This window comes from Enterococcus sp. DIV0840, from assembly GCF_050527835.1.
Classification (GTDB): domain Bacteria; phylum Bacillota; class Bacilli; order Lactobacillales; family Enterococcaceae; genus Enterococcus_L; species Enterococcus_L ureasiticus.
Map to the genome: position 1 here is coordinate 2,580,495 of NZ_CP172876.1, position 18,485 is coordinate 2,598,979.

The following is an 18,485-nucleotide window of genomic DNA, read 5'->3' on the forward strand; positions in this document are numbered from 1 at the left end:
TTTTATAGATTTTAAATGTAAGGTAGTAATATTACTCGTTGCTCTATCTAATCCTACAAATGCATATTTAATACTTCCTTCACCACCAACAAGTTTGACATATCCGTTCATTCAGGAACAAATTGTACTTCCTTAATTACATGATTTGCGTCACTTAAATAATCAACTACTGTATAATTATTTTTGTTTAAAGCATGTTTCATTTCAGAGCCGTGTTTTAAAAAATGACTTTCTAATTTCTCTGCATTTCCAAATTTAAGTCCACTTGCCTTCTCCACTATCTTAACCTGTTCACCAGATTTTTCCAAATCCCTTAACATATCCAACTCTTTGGCGGTTAACTTCACACCATCTAATACGTGGTCTCCTCTTTTCAACAACTTCGCTGCCCTAATAAGATCTTTCACTTTATCAGCAGGTGTAATTGCTAAAATAAGAAAAATACTTGACTTCACTTTTTGCCCAGTACTTGATCCATCATCCAGTAAAACTTCCACATCATCTAAATTAAGTAACATTTTTATGGTTTCAGGTCCAAGCTTCATCAACATTTCCCAATCTTGTTTCCCTAACAACTTATTATAATCAAGCGTTCGTCCTTCATCCAGTTTTCCATTTTTATAAATCGCAAACTGTTTTCCATCATGATCTTCATGAATCACAACGATTTCATAACGATCTTCTTTATTCTTTTCATTAAATGCTTGAATAATTTTAAACCAGTCTTGCTCTTTCCATGAAATTTTCTTATAACCATTCGCACCACCAATAAAATTGCCAGAGTTTCCAAGTAGTGCTAAGCCATGTTCGATAGAAGAAATAACGCTTTGGACTTCCGCAAAATCACTTCCGTGCGTTGCTTCAAAGGCTTGATACTTTTCCAAAATTTCGATTTCTTTCGCTTTTCCAAGCATACTTCGTTCCATGAAAAACTTATTGATAAACGGAATATTTTCAAAAGCTTTCGCAGCTACTTCCATTAAGATATCATTCTCAGCTTGTAAACTCCGTAATTCTGATTTTAATCGTTCCAAATGATCTGTATCCAACTGGTTTTCAGCCGCACCGACTTCTGATGTAAACGCCGAGACATATTCAGTTGTTGCATCATCCACTTCATAGAGTGCATTAAAAATCGCCTCTGACACCGTTGTATAACCGTCAAAGTAATCTCTAGAAGAATCCCAACCCGTACCAGATAGTTCTGTAGCTCCTTTGAAATGTTGCTGCGCTTGATTGAATGATTTAAACTGGCTGACGATTTTTAGTCGTTGTGTGGTGATTTCAGCTGATAATTCAGTCCATTCTCTGTAATCAATTTTCGACATTTTGTTCCTCCTCTTCTTTTCTCTGTAGCATGAGGAGGTCATCTTCTAGTTGATCTTGCTTTGTTTGTTCTGATTTTCTTAATGTATGTAATTCCTCTTGCCCTTCTTCGAAATGGCGCATGGCTGAATGATGCTCTTGTTCTAAATCCTCCAAATCAATCGTTGCGGAACGTTCTGCATGGGTTCCTTTGCTGTAATATAGGATTTCATTCAAGACTTCTCTTTGTCGCTGATGTAAACGGGCAATATCCTGTATAAGATGAGTTGTTTCATTTTTCTTTCTTTTTCAAGTCTCTCACATGATTTTCTACTTCTTCTACTTGCCATCTTAGTGTTCTTTTCTTGTCTTCAGTCATCCTCTATCCTTTTCCTCTTTCAGCTATTTCAATTGCTTGATGAATCGTATTAAGCTTTCCCACATCACTAGATGCATAGCTTTCAAAATTACTGATACTTGAGGATAAAGAGGATAAGCTACTCTTTAATCCAGAAGCAGCAGAACTTTGAGAGAAGGAAAATGATTTTTTCGATGAAAAAGAAACATCTGATAGACTACTGGTAAATTTATTCGTAATGTCACTAACAACTCCTTGGTCCGTACTGATTTTTGTCATTTAAAAACTCCTTTTAACTTTTAGTTATACAATACAATCTTATCATTAACTAAATTAATAAAAAAAAGCAAAATAATACTATTGTAGTAAAATTTTGCTCTTTCCTTCTATAATCAGTTATTGTTCTGTTATACTTTTTCCGTTTACTTAGCTCTCAAAACCTTCCACATCACATCTAAAACACCCGACGAATATTCTTCATAATTCCTATTCACCAAAAAAGCCAACTCCACCTTATCCTTCAAACAAAACCTAAAAAAGAACCGCCGATTCCAGCTAAGCATCCATCCAACAAGCTGTTGTTCAATCTTATCTTTCACTAACTGATCTGCCGCATACACATATAATGAAACCAAGTCAAAAAAATAATCCTTACGACTTTCCTCACCAAGAATTTTGATGATACTCAATTGGAAACGTGCTTCTTTTTTCTCTTTAAATAGAGGAATCAACTGCTCCTTGATAGGCAATGAATAATGATTCATCAACTGATCTACTGCTTTATTTCTCACATCTCTGGAAGGATCTGATAAACAGTCAATATATACAGGCAGTTGTTCTTCAAAAGATAAACAGCCTATCCAATTAAACACAGATACTCTGATTTTCTTTTTATGTGAGTTGATCAGCGGCAACATCCGCTCTTGATCTCTCTTATCCTGTAAGATTGCTAATCCATGGATCGCATTGATTGGATTCTCTTTTAAATGCTGTAGATAGTACTCTCTACAATCTATTTCTGGAAATTGCTTCTCCACATAATCCAGTGCTAAATATTTGATTGATGTTGTTTGATCCAATAATGTTGAAATCATCCGTTCCTCTTTATCTCGATTATTATAGCACCACTCACATGCCAGTTTTCGAATAATCATTTGCGGGTGATTCAACAACTGAGGCAAATACTGTTCTTCCCAATGTTCTTCTTTTTGGATTTCTTTAAATGTCCAACTCAAAATAATTCTATCTGTTTTTTTTAAGCCGTTTTTTAGTACTTCCGTTCTATATTGTTCCTTAATTCTAAAACTTAATTCAAATCCATAGCGAGAAATATAAATATCTTGGCTTTCTTGCGCTTTTTGCAATAAGTCAAAGTCATCTAATAAATAATTGTTGAGTTGATCATAAATTACTAAGTTTTCTTTCTGTTCTAAAGATTTCAATCGTTTAATTAATGGGAATGAAAAAAGAATAGTTTCTTTATTTTCCTGTATAAAACTGTTACTGATTTCCTGTTTTGCGAGTTCTCTTACATTTTCAACATGGTCATTTAACGTAATAAGTAAAAATGGTAATGTATTGGAACAGGATTCTGCACCCAATTTTTTCAATGCAAATTCTCTGACATAGCCATTTGGATGGCAAGCTAGCCACGACCAAAATGAGGCAGAGTTGTTAGATGATAGACTAAGGACTATTGATTCATTTATATCAAACCAATTCCAGTCACTTTGACCATAAGAAAAAGCACGTAATTGTTTAAACGTATTTAAAAATTCTTTAGGTGTCTGCTCTTCTAGAATCTGCTCAAGATACTTTGTATATGTTAGTCGGTTTTCTTGATCAAATATAATTTTTTTATAGCAATACTTGATTGCTATAGACACACTTTTAATTTCTGATTGTTCCATTTGCACTACCAACAACGTTTGGTTCATTTTATTTCCTCGCTTATTTTTATTTACGAACTATACTTTTATTCCTTACTGCTATTTTAGCATAAGATATTCCTTGGTTATGATCAGCCCATAAAACGACGGATTTCCAAATCGGGAATCAGACTCTTTAATTGAATTTATTAATGATTTCATAACTACAAGTGCTGAATCTATCCATATAAATTTTGATAACTTATAATGAAAGCAGATACAACTATTTTTTTAATACAGGACTAGCTCTTAATTCAGGAGGTTACCATGAATATTTTAGTCGTCGGAGGAGCTGGCTACATCGGCTCACATATCGTCAAACAATTAATAGACTCAAACCACAAAGTCGTCGTTCTAGATAATCTACAAACAGGACACGCCAAAGCTGTAACCGAACCAGCAATGTTCATCAAAGGAAATGTAAAAGACAAACCCTTACTTAGAAATCTTTTCACCGAGACATCCTTTGATGTTGTGTTTCATTTTGCCGCTAATTCGTCTGTAGAAGAATCCATGAAAGATCCTTTACTCTATTTCGATAATAATGTTTCGGGTCTGATTACTCTTTTAGAAGTCATGAATGAATTTGCTGTAAAAACGATCATCTTCTCTTCCACCGCCGCGGTTTACGGAGATACTTCAGAAGAGGTGATCACAGAAGATACTGAGACCATTCCTAAGAATCCTTACGGGGAAAGTAAACGGATGATGGAACAGATCATTCAATGGTGCCATACTGCCTATGATATCAATTATGTCGTATTGCGCTATTTCAATGTGGCTGGGGCTGATTTATCTGGGGCAATCGGTGAAGATCATCAACCCGAAACCCATTTGATTCCTATCGTCTTAGAAGTTCCTCTAAGCAAAAGAGACTTTATTACCATTTTTGGAAATGATTATGATACGAAAGATGGGACAACAGTCAGGGATTATGTCCATGTGGTGGATTTAGCTAATGCTCATTTATTGGCGATGAATTATTTACTAGAAGGAAAAGAAAGTACTATTTTCAATGTCGGCAGCTCGACGGGTTTTTCAACATTGGAAATTATTAATAAAGTCGAAGACTATACGCAGAAAAAGATCCCTGTAAAATACGGCAATCGTAGAGAAGGTGATCCTCATTCTTTGATTGCTTCAAGTAAAAAAATCGAATCGATTTTAGGTTGGAAACCTCAATACACTGATTTAAATTCAATCATTGATAGTGCTTGGAAATGGCATACGAATCATCCAGCTGGATATGAGAGTGATTGATAGATGAACCTAAACTAGAAGAAGCCTGCATATAAAAAAATTTTACATGTAAGCTTCTTCTATCACTCTTCAACAGTTAGCACACTATTCATGTTCTAAAAATCATCACCATGTTTACTTCCTACACCATGCATCGGATCATCCCCTTTTAAAATTTCATCAAGAGAAAAATCAAAAAAGAAACTTAGCTCAACTAAAGTATCGATATTAGGATAGGATTTGTCATTTTCCCAACGTGAGACTGTTTGTCTCGTCACATGAAACTTGGCGGCAACTTGCTGCTGCGTTAAATTTTTTTGTTCTCTGCAGATTTTTAATAATTTTCCAATCTCCATAAATTATCTTCCTACCTTCAAAACGTTTTTTATGTATAAACTTCTTTATAACATTTCATAAAAAACTACGTAACAAGCCCATTTACCCCTAATTCTACCGTTTGATTTGCCGAGACATTTCCTTCATCAAAGAAGCTATTTACTCGACAATCGTAAAAAAAGTGTTCCTTCATGTTTGTCCCTCCTGACTTCGTTATTTTAAATATCACATATTAAGACTAATTTAAAAAGCAATTTCGATGTTACGTTACCTCAGTTATTATCACTTTTTTAAGTTTTTTTGTTGTTTTTTTCATTCCTTAAGAATTTTATATTGGGAGTTCCAATGTATTTGAATAGAAAAAAAGCCCTATCAACTGTAAACGCTAGAGTTTTCTAGCTTAAAATGATAGGACCGTTTCTAAAAATTATTTATTATTTTTGGTTATTTTCTTAGTATCTTCTCCATTGCTTTTCCTTTAGCTAATTCGTCGACCAACTTATCCATGTATCTAATTTTCTGCATCAGTTCATCTTCTATCTCTTCCACACGATAACCACAGATCACACCTTTGATCATTGAAACATTTGGATTTAATTCTGGTGCTTCGTCAAAGAACGTTTGAAAATCGACTTCGGCCTCGATTTGTTTTTGTAGTGTTGCTTCATCATAACCCGTTAGCCAAAAGATGATTTCATCGACTTCTGCTTTCGTTCTACCCTTTTTTTCTACCTTTTTAATATAGAGCGGGTAAACACTTGCAAAAGACATTGTAAAAATTCTAGGTTTTTTCGCTACCATTTTAGTCCATCCTTTTTTAGGTATTTTTACTATCTGATTCCATTATATCGCTCTTTTAACGTTTATTAAATTTTAAGCTTTCAATTCTGTTTAGTTAAGAGTTTCATAGTGAATAAAAAGAACCTTAACGCAATTGTTAAAGTTCTTTTTCTAAAATTTATCCTTGTCCCAATATATCCAAAATAATTTGAGCATGCATCCCAGCACCAACCTTGAAACATTCTTCCATGATTTTGAATTTTGGATGATGGTTCATATAGCCGCAACCTTCTGCCGCTGTTCCACCACCTAAAATAAAGAATGAGCCTGGTTTTACATCCGTATATGCTGAGAAATCTTCGCCGCCCATCATTTTAGGCGCTTCAAACATCCGTTCTTTACCGACCACTTTTTCAGCCGCCGCCATAACGATATCTGTTGCATCACTATCATTATTTACTTCACTATAGCCTAGTAAATAATTTAAGTCGTAAGTAGCATCGTACATTTTACAAATTCCATCGATGATCTTTTCAATCCGTTTTTTGATAAAGGCACGAACTTCTTTCTTATTCGTACGAACAGTTCCTTGAATTTGGGCTGTATCAGGAATAACATTAGCCGTTTTCCCAGCATTAAATTCACCGATCGAAATAACTGCATTGTCGAAAGGACTAATATTCCTTGAGACAATATTATTTAAATTATTGATGATCTCGACTCCGATCATAATTGGATCAACAGATAAATCAGGCGTGGAGCCATGTGACCCTTTTCCTTGGATTTTCAATGTGAAGACATCAGAAGCTGCACTAGCCGCGCCTTTTCTAGTCCCCACCATTCCAACTGGAATATTCGGCGCGATATGTAAACCAAAAACCATATCTACATCATTCATCACACCCGCTTCGACTAATAATTTTGCGCCTCCTGGCGGTTCTTCTTCAGCCGGCTGGAAGATAAATTTCACGGTACCCGCAATTTTATCTTGCATCTCGCTCAAGACTTTGACCGCACCTAACAGCATTGCAGTGTGTGTATCATGTCCGCAAGCATGCATCACGCCAGGGTTTTCGGATGGAAAATCAACATCAGCTTCTTCCATGATTGGCAATGCATCGATGTCTGCTCTTAAAGCAATCGTTTTGCCAGGTTTACTGCCTTTTAAAATAGCGATCACACTATTTTCAGTTAACGAGCTAACTTCTAAATTCGAAAAATCAGCCAAAACCTTTTGGATGTATTTTGCTGTTTCAACTTCGTGAAATGATAATTCCGGATGACGATGTAAATGTCTTCTCCATTTAATCATATCTGTTTGAGGCATTTGTTCTTGAATGTTTGTCATTGTAATTCCTCCCTTTGGCTTAAAAGTATTTTTAGCTTCTTCATTTTAATGAAATAAACGATTGCTCTATTTTTGTTTAATAAACATAATCGTCACAGCAGTCAACAAGCCCACAACTAAAAAGAAAATAAACGTCGAAATATACTGCCCATTTGACAGCTCAACTAATTTTCCGATAAGAGTTGGTGAAACAAAACCACCTAGAATTCCTCCTGTCGCAAGTGTTCCATAACTTGGCGCAAATTTGGCACCTTCAAAAATCCTTAATGGAATGCTCATCATCGTAACAAATGAGATGATCAAGAAAAAGTTTGCCATGCCCATTATGATCGACAATAAAACAAGATTGCCGATATAATAAGAACCGAATGCGCAAAGTGCACCTAAAATAGCGGTCATCGCAACGATTGTTTTTTCCTTATGCTGGAAATATTTTCCGACAACATAGCTACCGCCAATTGAACCAATCAGCATGAACAAACCGCCTACACTACTGATCACAGCTGCTCCATTTAAATCCAATCCACGTTCACCAGTCAGATAGCTTGGTACCCAACTTGAAAGTCCATATAACAAACAATTGATGAAAAATGAACTTAAAAATAAAATCCAAACCCGAATATCTGCCCAAATGACTAAGATTGAGATCTTATCCGTTTTTGTCACAATTGCTACCGTTTTTTCCTTTGTTTTTTCATTTCTAGGAATCGCGATAATCAGAAAAATAGCAATTGTTACAGCCAACACAGTTAAAATCATATACGCATTTTTCCAACCAGCATTTGTAATGATCGGAGATAAAGCCAACGGTCCAATAAAACCTGCTACCCCAGAAGATGATAACAAAAGCCCTTGTGCGAAGGTTCGTTTCTCTGGTGGAAAATTCATCGTGACTTCCTTACTCGCTGATGATGCGTAACCCGAATGAGCGAGTAATCCAGTTAAAAAGCGCAAGGACATAAACATGATCAATGACGTTCCAAAGCCGAATAAGAACGAAAATAATCCCATACCTAAAACTGAACCAATCAAAACAACCCGTGATCCGACTTTATTGATGACCAGCCCCATCGGAATCTGCATGATCGCATATCCAAGGAAAAAGGCACTCATGATCATACCTTTCGCAGCTGGTTCCAAGCCAAATTCCACTGAAATCGGAATCAGCGAATACCCAACGGAAAGCTTATCGATGTAAACCATGGTATAACCCAAAAACAGTGCAATTAACAATAACCCAGTCTTCTTTGTTTCATTTTTCTCCATATGTCCTCCTTAATTTAAAAGCGTGCAGGCTCGTTCAGCCTTGACAGAAAAATAGGAAATTATAACTGAGGTGCTCTTTGCCTCATTTATAATTTGTCTTTTTTCCGAAAGGCTAGCCTGCAAAGCTAGATAACATTAAATGCGGAATGGGCTCGTTCAGCCTTGTCAGAAAAATAGGAAATTATAACTGAGGTGCTCTTTGCCTCATTTATAATTTGTCTTTTTTCCGAAAGGCTAGCCTGCAAAGCTAGATAACATTAAATGCGGAATGGGCTCGTTCAGCCTTGTCAGAAAAATAGGAAATTATAACTGAGGTGCTTTTTGCCTCATTTATAATTTATCTTTTTTCCGAAGAGTTAGCCCAAGTTCATCCAGTCACTCTATTCCAAACCATATCCAACATATTAAAACACTTCTTTATTCCTAAGTATAATATATTCGCTTCCAGAAATGAAGCTTGAAATGAGAATATTATGAACAAAAAATTAATTAAAGACGAATGAATCAAAAGATAGACTTAATAATAATAGAAAGTTAGATCTATTTCTAGAAAATAAGTCGAAAAGAAAGGCAAAAAATTAACGACTAATCATTCGTCAACTTTTTGTCTTTTCTTATTTCTTCAATACTTCTCTTTTATGCAAATATTCTTCTTCTGTGATATTTCCCTTAGCAAATTCTTCATCCAACAGATCAAAAGCTGATAGCCGAGTTGCTTGATGTGACGATTCCGCCTGAGCTTAATTGATTGTTTCCACCTGTCGATTCGGTCTGTTTTTCAAAAAATAAACAACTCCGATAACCACAATAGCAACCAATATCCACCAAAGAATACCCATACCAAACACCCCTCCTCTCATCATGCTGCGGCTTCCACTAAAAAAATTTGAACAATAACCCATATATAATCGCTCCTAACTTATTTTCCCTTATTATAAAATGAAAATATGTCAAAAGTGTGTCGAAAAATCATTTGAGTCATGCTACAGTTTGATATGTTTGCTCAGTTTTTGATAGGAGCCAAATGATAGATGATTTGTCAGTTCACTATTCTCAACTGATAGTGATTGTTGGTCAACAATTTCTTTGGTCAATTTATCAGCAAATGCCACAAAATCGTTATTTGTTTCCTCATTGTAATCTAAAGAGAAATATTTTGATTGACGATAATATTTTTTCAACTGATCTTCAACAATTTTTTCGGGTTGATCTGCAAAATACTCATCATAACGTGCAGTCTCGATTTTCCCATCGGTGACAGTCAGCTGTAATCTACCAATCAATCCGTCACCAAAATCTTCAGCATATCCGATATATTTTGTTTTTGATGGTTGTTTGATTTCATCCTTTAGTTCAGTCGCAATTGCCATTAATCCTTGTCTCGCTGTAGTGGAAGAGCCTTTGACTGTTTCAAAATTTCCTTCGATCCGATTTTCTTCACGCATTTGTTTTTCTACAAATGTGATTCCATTGACCACGGTAACTAATGTCGTATCTGTTCTTGGATTTTGTGCTTGAAAAAAAGCATAGTCAGAAAGGCGTTTGTTCGCTCCTGCATATTTTGATGCATAATAATTTTCAGCACCATATTCATTGAATTCAACATTGATGATTTTATTCGTGTCATCGGTAACGATCTCGACGATTCCTTTATTTCCAACATCAAAATAACCGTCATTTGTAAAATAATTTCCTTCCATCAAGCCTATTGGAGGTTGATTTGACCAGAACATTTTCTTTAATTTTTCTTCGTAAGTGTATAGAGGCTTCGGATTTGAACCGAATGTTGTCTGGGTCGCTCCGGTAACCACATCATAATTATACGAGGTATTTTCAAAGGTCACATCATTAACTGTTTTTTCCGTCTTTTTCTCAGTTGAGGCTGCTGTCTCTGATGAAGCGGTATTAAAAATAGCTGGCCTGGATGCGGCATCAGATTTTTCTGCGTCTTTTCTTTGATCCGGTTTACATCCTGAAAGACCAACTATACTGCATAAAATAAAAACAGCAAAGAGATGGCTTTTTTTCATAGATTTACTCCTTTGTTTGCGTCTTAGGTGTTAAAGCGATAGCCGCTGCCCCAAATTGTTTCTATTGGAATTTCTGATAGCTTTCCTTTTTTCAATTTCTCTCTAATACGTCCCACATGAACAACGACAGTATAAATATCGCTATCTAGATCATCCATATCCCATACTTGACGAAACAGCTGCTCTTTCATCCAAACTCGGTTTGGGTGTTCCATAAAGAATAGTAGTAAATCAAATTCTTTTGTAGGGAAAATGATTTCTTCTCCTAAAACAAAAACTCTGCGGGCACTCTTGTCGATCTTGATTTGGCCGCTCTCGACAGTATCATTAGCTTGATCGGTTCCAGTCAATAACTGATACCCGTTTGATATGCGCTTGAACGCGGGCAACTAACTCACTTGGGCTAAAAGGTTTCGTCATATAATCGTCCGCCCCTAAACCTAATCCTCTAACCTTATCGATATCTTCTTTTTTGGCCGAAACGATCATCAGCGGAATATTTTTCTTCTCTCTGATTGGACGACAAATCTCGAAACCATCCATTGAGGGCAGCATAATATCGATCACAATCAAATCAAAGTCTTCATTCAATGCCCGATTCAGACCGGCCAGCCCATCCCTTGAAATCTCAGCTTCCATATGATTGATTTCTAAATAATCTTTTTGTAACTCAGCAATACTTGCATCATCTTCGATCAATAAAATACGTGATACTTCGTTTAACATTCGGCTGTCCTCCTCAGGCTTTTTTTAAATGAATCGTAACGGTGGTTCCTGTGTGAAGCTTACTTTCGATCTCAACTTTCCCTTCATGCATATCGATGATTTGCTTAACAATTGCAAGACCTAAGCCGCTACCACCAGTATGTGTTGGACGTTCTTCTTCCCCTCGATAAAAATGATCAAAAACATAAGGCAATTGTTCTCTGGAAATCCCTTGCCCATTGTCTGATACCCGAATTGTTATCATTTCTGCAGTTTCAGACACGTCGATCAGAATAGAGAGTGAACGATCTGGATGTTTAAATTTCAAACTGTTTTCAATCAAATTGATAAAGACCCGATTTAACTGCATTCGATCTGCTAAAACATAACTAAATGGTACTTGTTGATTAGATAATTGAAGGGAAACTTGGTTATCTTGCAACTGAAATTCTTCGATGATATGCTTTAAAAATTCATTGATATCAATTCGCTCAAAATGAAATGAAACCGCAGAAGCATCCAATTTAGAACAAAGGAATAATTCTTCGATCAGTTCATTCAATGAGATCGCTTTTGCATGGATCGTCTGTAAATATTTATCTTGTTTTTCAGGAGAGTCTGCTACACCATCTAACAAGCCTTCTACGTACCCAATGATTGAGGTGATTGGCGTTTTTAAGTCATGTGAGATGCTAGCAACGAGCTCCTTACGGTTATTTTCAAGTTTGGCTTGTTCTTCTGTTGAAGAGACCAAAGCTTCCCGCATTTTTTCAAAGTCATCAGTCAGTTGTTTTACTTCCAATGCCGTCTGTTTGACAGGTTCAGTCACTGAAACTTCAAGGCGACCATTCCGTATCTCAGACATCCCAGAACCTAGATTTTCTAGTGGACGAATAATCGTTTTCCTTAATAGATGATTTAAAAAAAGTAACCCACCGATGGAGACAAGTAAAATCGTCACAATGATCAGAACACCCCATCTTGTCATAAATTCCAGAAAGTTATTTTCTTTCTTTAAAACTAACAAACTGCCAGGCACTTGATCGTTAAAATAAAAATCAAATTTCATATAGCGATACAAGCGTCCAGCATTATCGATCGTTCCTCTTGTTTCAATGTTGTTCGCATCAAATTTAGGGAAATGGACGACCAATGATTTTTCTACTAAGTCTTGTGAATAGTAGGCAATTGCTTCTTCTTTACGCACCACCACGCCCAATGATTCGGCTTCAAATTGCTGAATGGTTTTCTTTAACTCTCCGCTAGGTGCAAGTAACTGATCTGGATCTGATTTGGCTACCCCACGAAGTTTGATATATGCTAACTCTTCTTCGGGGCTTAAGGAACGCTGTTGTGTAAATGTTTTATATAATGTCCCAGGGCTAGGTATTTTCCCCGTTGTTACATAAAAAACAATGCAGATGATTGAAAATGGTGATACACACGCAATTGCAATCCCGCCAATATATGAAATGAGAAATCGTTTTTTTATTTGTCATGTTATTCTCCTTTGCTTTATTTACGCGAAAACAATGGTCTGCTCAAATCAATCAGCTGCACTTTTATTAGAAACTTTTTTAGAAGCTAAATTCTGGGTTGAATTCTCCAGTGTAAGGTTCATGCTCAACAAATACGGTGATATCATTGCCAGCTTCATCTTTGCCCATTCGTTTATACGTAAATTTTTTGTTGTTAAGCTGCGTTAACTCAAGTGCTGTGCCATATTTATTTTGACCGATTGATACATGAGCTCGAATCTTGTTATGATTCAAGACATCGAAGTAACCGAAAATCACCACGACTAACGCCAGTTTCTAAGTTGAAAAATTCGTATTTATTGGTATCAGCCGCAAATTTAGCTAAACTGATAAAATTTTGATTGAATTCTGTTATATCGTTGCCAGCTTCATCGACCACTTTTGTACCATTCCATAAAGTTTGGGCTAATAGTTCAGTTACTGACTGTTTAGTGTCGATTGTTCCAGTTGTTGTATCTAATGGTTCTTCTCTTTCAGTAAACGTTAACGCCTCTTTATTATAAGGGATATGCTCAACAAATACATCTACTTCATTTCCTTCTTTGTCTTTACCTTTTCTTGTGTAAGTAAATTTTTTAGTTGTCAGCTCGGTAAGATCCACGACTGCTTGATAGTCGATTGTTTCTGAAATCAAAATTCCTTTTTTACTATCATTTGTGATAAAAAACGTGCCAAGATCTCCTCTACTTTCACCTGTTTGTGCATCAAAAAATTCATAACGTCCTGTTTCTGCATCATATTATGTCACCGTTGCTTTCTTTCTTATTATCTTTGGATTGTTCTGTTTGTTGTTTACTTTCTTTTGTCTTTGGAGTTTCCTGTGTTCCTACACTGCATCCTGCTAGTAATAATAGTGAACTTGAAATTCCTACAATGATTTTTTTATTGTTCATAATTTTCCCCTCCTATGATTGGATAACTCTTCTGGTTGCTACCCTTATTATAAATAGAGGATGTAAACAGCTGCTTAAGAGAAAATAAACAAATTATAAACAATTCTATAAACCAATTAAAAATGAACTTTTTAGGATACAAAAAAAGCTTGAAGCAAAAGTAAAGATCACTTTTTGCTCCAAATCTAGGTAAGAATAAACATCGGAAATAAATGTAACCCAAACGGGTACTATCGATTGTTTAAACCACTGTTGTTTTCGGTAAATTTTCATAAAAAGCTGCTTTAGTCGCAGTAATGTATGGCGTTAACCATAAATAACCAATCCCAAATGTTAGTATTGCTAAAAGATGCCAACCGATAAAGCTTAAGTCCAATACAAATAATTGACCTTTATAGCCTTTCATCAGATGTTTACTGCGAGTAATAGAATTCAGAAAGCCTGGACGTGTGCCCGTTTCTTCATAAGCATCATAATAAACAAAGTACGCTTGAGAATAAGAATACCCTTTGATAATTCCGGGAATTACTAATAATAGCAACCACAATGAAATAAACAGTGCCATTAATAAGTATATACAGATCACACCCAAAATAACTGGTCCGGCAAAGCCACGAAATGCATCTGAGAATGGACGGATTTCTTGTCGTTTTCCTCGTAAAAGATCAAGGAATGTCCAAGAGATACCGGCGCTAAACAATGCTCCAATGATTCCACCAATAAAGCTTCCACCGCCTCCACCAGAGTTGCCATCATAGCTTGCAGTGTTGTTTAATAAATCTGAGTTATTTTGAACGAATGTAATAGTGGGTATCAAAAATATAAAAAATAAAAGAAGTCCAATTGCTATGGAAATCAATGTAGGCACCAAACACATCAATACACTATCTTTCCAACGTCTACGTAATATCCCTTTAGCTTCACTTTTTAATTCAGCTCTTGTTTTCATGTAAGTTCCTCCTTTCAAGTTACTACAAATAGTATATCAAACAAATCATTTTTGAAAAAAACATATGCATTAAAATAGCTTTTTTAATTTTTGTTTACGTATTTTTATGATTCATACAAAAAAATATAATATCTATTTTAAAATAATAGATGATATAATATTTTTATAAAAAATAATTTATACTCGCCCATTACATGTAACACACAAAAATTTTTGATGCAAGCAACACTATCCCTTTATTTTGCTAGTCTGCAAGCAGTGCTTGCTTGAATACAAGAAGCTATCATCTTATGATTAAAATACATTAACGAGAGGAAATTATACTATGGAATTTGGAGATAAAATTAAAGAGCTAAGAACCAGCCATCAACTGACCCAAGAAACAGTTGCAATCCGCTTAAATGTAACCAGACAAGCCGTATCTAACTGGGAGAATAATCGGAACCTTCCAGACCTTGAACTATTGATCCTCATTGCTAGTATTTTTCATATTTCGCTTGATGAATTGATTCTAGGAGGAAGTAATGTGTATAATATGACAGAAAAGTTAATAAAAGATAGCAGTAAAACTCGGAGAGCAAAACTAAATCTAATTACATCTTTAGTTGGGACCTTTCTACTGTTCTTTGGATTTGCTTGTCTTTTTATAAAGGCAAATTCAGTAGAATATATTGATAAGTCAGGTTTTTTACGTGAGAATTTCTATTTACTACCTATCGGATTCCTTTTATTTTAGCTGGAATGATCGTTTTCTGGTAACTGGTTTTAACTTTCTCATCCATACTATCCGCAAAAAAAATTGGTGAAACAAGCTGACCTTATCTAGATTCACTTAAATTAAGAGCGTGAAACAAACGGAACGATCCGTTTTGTTTGTTTCACGCTCTTAATTCGAATAAAGGGTGAGGAAAATACAGAGCCTGCAGATATAAACTTTTATAACAAGCGTTTTAACCATTCAAATTTCTCCTGAGTATAAGGCGGATAGATCAATTTTCCCATAGAATCTTTTCTACCATAGACAATCGCTTTCTTATGAGAAAAAGTTTCGCTACTGTATTTTCCATGATAATTTCCCATACCTGAAAATCCTACTCCACCAAACGGCAAATCATCATTAGCAAGATGAAGGATCGTTTGATTGATCCCTCCTCCGCCAAAGGAAATTTCGTTTAGAATCTTTTTTTGAACCTCTCTATCATCGGAAAACAAGTATAAGGCTAATGGTTTTTCGCCTTCTTTAACAAAAGTAATCGCTTCGTCTATCTGTCGATACGTGCAGATAGGTAATAATGGTCCAAATAATTCTTCCTTCATCAAGCTATTGTCCCGATTCAAGCGAATGTCGAAAAGACTTGGTGTAACGAATCTTGTTTTTTGGTCGTACTCCCCACCATAAATCAGATATTGCCGATTTTCATCAATCAACTGGATAAACTTATCAATGGCTGGGCCTTGAACAATCCGACCATAGTCGGGATTATCTTGAATGTTCTCACCATAGAATTCACTGATTTTTTCTTTTAATGCGGTAACTAACTGGTTTTTGACTTTTTCATCTACCAATACATAATCGGTTGCAATACATGTTTGACCAGTATTAAGAAGTTTGCTCCAAATAATTCGTTCAGCAGCTAATTCTATATCCGCCTGTTCCGTTACGATTGCAGGACTCTTACCGCTAAGCTCTAAGACAACGGGTGTCAAATATTGGGATGCTGCTTCCATCACAATTTTTCCAACTCTAGTACTGCCTGTAAAAAAGATAAAATCCATACGCTCTTTTAAAACTAAGGCATTATCGATTGAACCAGGCGAAAGCGCTTTGACATACTCTTCATCAAAAGTTTCCCCAAGGATAGCACCAATCACCGCCGCCACATTTGGCGTTTTTGATGACGCTTTAAGAATGACACAGTTCCCTGCCCCAAAAGCCCCGATCAATGGAACTAATGTTAAAAGCAATGGCTAGTTAAAAGGCCCGATAATGTAGACTGTTCCAAAAGGTTCTAAAGTAACCGTATTTTTATTTAGTAAAGATGAAATTGCTCTGGGTTTATTTTCTGTTTTAGTCCATTTATCAATGTGTTTAAGCATGTCTTTGATAGCAGATAGAACCAGCCCAAATTCAGTTGCATAAACTTCAGCTTTAGACTTTTTAAGATCTTTCTCAAAAGCCCAGTAGAAATCTTCTTCATGTTTTTTTATATTATTTAATAGCTGTTCCAGTTGTGCTTTTCTAAAGGGAATAGATTTTGTTTGATTCGCGTTAAAAAAATCGTGTTGCTTTTTGAGAATATTTTGAAGATCTGTTTGATTCATGTCTAGCCCTCCTAGTTTTCTTTTGGCTCTATAATTTATAGGACTGATGAATCAGAAATAATTCTTCAGCCCTATTTTCATTTTGACTATAAAAAAACATATCGTTCTCATGTATGATTAATCTACGACAAAAAAACAAACAGAGAGGACGATATGCTTATGTCAAATGATATCAAAAAAATACTAAGAATTACAGATAAAAATCTAGTCATTGATGAAGTTTCTTACGAAACTTTCCATAAACAAAACACTTTAGTGATTCATGCAACCTTATCTCCTACACCTTGTTCCTGTGTAAATTGTGGTTCTAGTACCCATGATTCACAAGGAAAGAAAAGAATTGTCAAAAATGGAAAAAGATCGTTACAGTAAGATTTGAGCAATTCAACCATATGCCGACGATTATGAAACTAAAAAAAAAACGATACACCTGTAGAAATTGTAACAGTCATTGGACTACTCAAAGTTATTTTGTCCGACCTAAACAATCCATTTCTAATCAAGTTAAATTTAAAATCATTGCTTTGCTTAAAGAAAAAATCTCACTCTCTTTTATCGCAAAATTAACCAATAGTTCGATTACTACTGTTATTCGTATACTAAAAGAACTCAAAAACTATTTACCTAATACAAGAAAAACAATTCTCCCTAGAGTATTAATGGTTGATGAATTTCGTTCGCATGCTCGTACTGAAGATAAAATGAGTTTTATTTGTGCCGATGGCGAAACAGGACAATTAATCGATATTCTACCTTCTAGAAAATTATCAAAATTGACCACTCACTTTAAACAATTTTCTACTACAGAAAAGGTCGAATTTCTAGTAACCGATATGAACGCAGCTTATTTCCAGCTACTCAAGCACGTGTTCCCAAATGCACAATTAATCGTTGATCGCTTCCATATTGTTAAGCATTTAAATGAAGTCTTTCAAGGTTTTCGTATAAGAGAAATGAAGCGATTAAAGCAAGAGAATCAACTTGAAGCGTATCGAAAAATCAAAGCCAACTGGCGCTTCCTTACCAAAAATAGAATGACCATTAGTCACTCTGAATATAAAAGCTGGAGGAGCTTCCGCTCCCCTAAAACTGAGGCTATGATGATCGATCGCTTATTAGACTATTCCCCCCCTTTAAAAGAAGCCTACAATAACTTTCACGACTTGACCGATGCATTTAGAACAAAAGATCCTGACGTGTTTTTCACTTTGCTTAAAGAACTTCCGATTACTTTAGATGAAGAGTTTCGAAAGAAACTACAAACTCTTTTTAGATTTGAAGAAGGAATTCGTAACGCTATGATTTATCCGTATTCAAACGGTAAAATAGAAGCCAAAAATACACATATTAAAACCCTTAAGCGCATTTCCTATGGATTTAAATCATTTGAGAACATGAAAATACGAATTTTTCTGAACAATGGCTTGATTGAGATAACATAACTAAAAAATCAGAATGAAAGAATTACTCCTCCATTCTGATTTTCAA

13 protein-coding genes and 4 pseudogenes are annotated in these 18,485 nt (G+C 35.4%); 3 read left to right on the forward strand and 14 right to left on the reverse strand.

Annotated elements, in window-relative coordinates:
* Positions 1–107: 107 nt before the first annotated feature.
* From IGL98_RS12340 to IGL98_RS12355, 4 genes are all read right to left on the reverse strand, one after another.
* Positions 108–1,328, reverse strand: a complete 1,221-nt coding sequence (locus IGL98_RS12340; RefSeq protein ID WP_242590114.1) for a T7SS effector LXG polymorphic toxin — start codon at positions 1,326–1,328, stop codon at positions 108–110.
* Complete coding sequence (locus IGL98_RS12345) at positions 1,315–1,542, reverse strand: hypothetical protein (RefSeq protein WP_206911738.1); 228 nt, start codon at positions 1,540–1,542, stop codon at positions 1,315–1,317. The genes IGL98_RS12340 and IGL98_RS12345 overlap by 14 nt, the downstream gene beginning before the upstream one ends.
* Positions 1,543–1,687: 145 nt before the next feature.
* Positions 1,688–1,942 (reverse strand): DUF3130 domain-containing protein, encoded by a 255-nt coding sequence (locus tag IGL98_RS12350; RefSeq protein ID WP_206842593.1) that lies wholly within the window; start codon positions 1,940–1,942, stop codon positions 1,688–1,690.
* Between the two features lie 143 nt (positions 1,943–2,085).
* A complete protein-coding gene (locus tag IGL98_RS12355; protein ID WP_206911739.1) occupies positions 2,086–3,600 on the reverse strand; it encodes a HEAT repeat domain-containing protein in 1,515 nt (504 codons plus the stop codon).
* Positions 3,601–3,858: 258 nt separating this feature from the next.
* On the opposite strand from IGL98_RS12355, the gene galE reads away from it, so the two are divergent.
* Positions 3,859–4,851 (forward strand): UDP-glucose 4-epimerase GalE, encoded by a 993-nt coding sequence (gene galE, locus IGL98_RS12360; protein WP_206911740.1) that lies wholly within the window; start codon positions 3,859–3,861, stop codon positions 4,849–4,851.
* A gap of 95 nt (positions 4,852–4,946) precedes the next feature.
* Here the strand turns inward: galE and IGL98_RS12365 are convergent, their stop codons facing one another.
* The 9 genes and pseudogenes from IGL98_RS12365 to IGL98_RS12405 all read right to left on the reverse strand — a co-directional run bounded on the left by IGL98_RS12365 (position 4,947) and on the right by IGL98_RS12405 (position 14,675).
* The gene (locus tag IGL98_RS12365; protein ID WP_206842587.1) at positions 4,947–5,186 is read right to left on the reverse strand and encodes a helix-turn-helix transcriptional regulator; all 240 of its coding nucleotides are present in this window, start codon (positions 5,184–5,186) and stop codon (positions 4,947–4,949) included.
* Between the two features lie 424 nt (positions 5,187–5,610).
* Positions 5,611–5,967 carry a DUF2200 domain-containing protein gene (locus IGL98_RS12370; protein ID WP_206842585.1) on the reverse strand — a complete coding sequence of 119 codons (357 nt, stop codon included), beginning with the start codon at positions 5,965–5,967 and terminating at the stop codon, positions 5,611–5,613.
* 157 nt (positions 5,968–6,124) lie between these two features.
* Complete coding sequence (locus tag IGL98_RS12375) at positions 6,125–7,294, reverse strand: amidohydrolase (protein WP_206911741.1); 1,170 nt, start codon at positions 7,292–7,294, stop codon at positions 6,125–6,127.
* Positions 7,295–7,360: 66 nt separating this feature from the next.
* The gene (locus tag IGL98_RS12380) at positions 7,361–8,560 is read right to left on the reverse strand and encodes an MFS transporter (RefSeq protein WP_206842582.1); all 1,200 of its coding nucleotides are present in this window, start codon (positions 8,558–8,560) and stop codon (positions 7,361–7,363) included.
* Between the two features lie 983 nt (positions 8,561–9,543).
* On the reverse strand, positions 9,544–10,590 hold the full coding sequence (locus tag IGL98_RS12385; RefSeq protein ID WP_206913289.1) for a hypothetical protein: 1,047 nt from the start codon (positions 10,588–10,590) through the stop codon (positions 9,544–9,546).
* A 23-nt stretch (positions 10,591–10,613) separates the two neighbouring features.
* Positions 10,614–11,316 (reverse strand): annotated as a pseudogene (locus tag IGL98_RS12390) (response regulator transcription factor).
* A gap of 13 nt (positions 11,317–11,329) precedes the next feature.
* On the reverse strand, positions 11,330–12,508 hold the full coding sequence (locus IGL98_RS12395) for a sensor histidine kinase (RefSeq protein ID WP_339099644.1): 1,179 nt from the start codon (positions 12,506–12,508) through the stop codon (positions 11,330–11,332).
* Between the two features lie 364 nt (positions 12,509–12,872).
* Positions 12,873–13,726, reverse strand: a pseudogene (locus IGL98_RS12400) (DUF4822 domain-containing protein).
* Positions 13,727–13,967: 241 nt separating this feature from the next.
* Positions 13,968–14,675 (reverse strand): DUF975 family protein, encoded by a 708-nt coding sequence (locus IGL98_RS12405; RefSeq protein WP_206913287.1) that lies wholly within the window; start codon positions 14,673–14,675, stop codon positions 13,968–13,970.
* A 325-nt stretch (positions 14,676–15,000) separates the two neighbouring features.
* On the opposite strand from IGL98_RS12405, the gene IGL98_RS12410 reads away from it, so the two are divergent.
* Positions 15,001–15,411 carry a DUF3955 domain-containing protein gene (locus IGL98_RS12410; RefSeq protein WP_242590313.1) on the forward strand — a complete coding sequence of 137 codons (411 nt, stop codon included), beginning with the start codon at positions 15,001–15,003 and terminating at the stop codon, positions 15,409–15,411.
* Positions 15,412–15,611: 200 nt separating this feature from the next.
* Here IGL98_RS12410 and IGL98_RS12415 read toward each other — a convergent pair.
* Positions 15,612–16,997, reverse strand: a pseudogene (locus IGL98_RS12415) (aldehyde dehydrogenase family protein).
* Positions 16,998–17,156: 159 nt separating this feature from the next.
* Between IGL98_RS12415 and IGL98_RS12420 the strand changes: the two are divergent.
* Positions 17,157–18,439: pseudogene (locus IGL98_RS12420) on the forward strand (ISL3 family transposase).
* The last annotated feature ends 46 nt before the right edge of the window (positions 18,440–18,485 follow it).